The sequence below is a fragment of the Streptomyces sp. NPDC006384 genome (assembly GCF_042870695.1).
Classification (GTDB): Bacteria; Actinomycetota; Actinomycetes; order Streptomycetales; family Streptomycetaceae; genus Streptomyces.
Map to the genome: position 1 here is coordinate 1 of NZ_JBIAHR010000064.1, position 1,168 is coordinate 1,168.

At 68.8% G+C, this 1,168-nt stretch carries 2 protein-coding genes; both read right to left on the reverse strand.

From position 1 onward, the window contains the following. Positions 1-34: 34 nt before the first annotated feature. Positions 35-565 (reverse strand): transposase, encoded by a 531-nt coding sequence (locus tag ACFYOJ_RS36280; protein WP_356559564.1) that lies wholly within the window; start codon positions 563-565, stop codon positions 35-37. Continuing rightward, positions 562-1,101 (reverse strand): winged helix-turn-helix domain-containing protein, encoded by a 540-nt coding sequence (locus ACFYOJ_RS36285; protein WP_356559566.1) that lies wholly within the window; start codon positions 1,099-1,101, stop codon positions 562-564. The genes ACFYOJ_RS36280 and ACFYOJ_RS36285 overlap by 4 nt, the downstream gene beginning before the upstream one ends. Positions 1,102-1,168: the final 67 nt, after the last annotated feature.

Here is a 1,168-nt window from a genome sequence, read left to right on the forward strand (position 1 = left end):
TACTGAGGTTGAACTCGTGATGTCGCTGGGTTGCTCAGGCGGGTCTGATGGTCAGGCCGGTCTCGGCGAGGCAGCCGTCTATGAGGTCGCTGCGGTACTGGATGTGCCGTAAGCCGCGTCGGATGCGCTGGACGAGGTGTTCGGGGGTGCTGAAGGCGACGTTGGAGAGCCAGCCCCGTCGCAGGAGCGACCAGATCCCTTCGACGGGGTTGAGATCGGGTGCGTAGGGCGGCAGGTAGTAGATGGTCAGCCAGTCCCGGGCGGCCGCCCATTCCCGCAGGCCGGCGGCCTTGTGAACGTTCAGGTTGTCCCAGACGAGGACGATCGGGCCGCCGAGCTGCTGGTGGGCGGCGATCAGCAGGTCCCGGTAGTCGCGCCAGGAAAAGCTCTTGCGCCCGTCGCGTTGTCCGTCGTCCCGGCGGGGCCGGTAGATCAGCCGGGACCGGTGACCGGGCCTGTAGCAGGTCAGCGCCGCGATGGACACCCGTCTGCGGGAACGGCCCCGCACCCGCACCACCGGGGTGCGGCCGCGCTGTGACCAGGTCCTGGCCTGCGGCGGCGTCATGGAGAATCCGGCTTCGTCCTCGAAGACGAGCCAGGCCCCACGGGCCGCCGCGAGTCTTCCGCGCAGGGCCACACCTCCTTGACCCATCCGGCGACCGCCTCGTCGTCCCGCTCGATCGCGCGTCGGGCCGGGACCTGGCAGGACCAGCCGTTTCGCACCAGCAGCTTCCGCACACCCTGGATCGTGTAGGTCAGGTGGAAGCGCCGGCCGATCACCGTCTTCACACGGCTCAGGGTCCATCGCTGGTCCTCCCAGCCGTGCGCGGCCGGACCCTTGGCCAGTTCTGCCTCCAGCTGCGCGAACTGCTTCTCGCTCAGCCTCGGCAGTGACGCCGGCCCCTGTGACCGCAGGGCCCGCGGACCGCCCTCGTCCCACATCTGCCGCCATCGCTGCACCGAGCGGACGCTGACCCGCAGGTCCTTGGCGATCAACGAGCTCGCCTCGCCCTGGGCGAACCGCTCGGCCGCCTTGAGACGTAACTCCTCGCGGAACTGCTGCCGTTCGGCGGTCAGCCCGCCCCCTTGTGGATACCGCATGTCCCGGTGATACCGCACAGTCGACAAGCCGTCAGCCCCTACGACTCCACGAGTTCAACATCAGTAA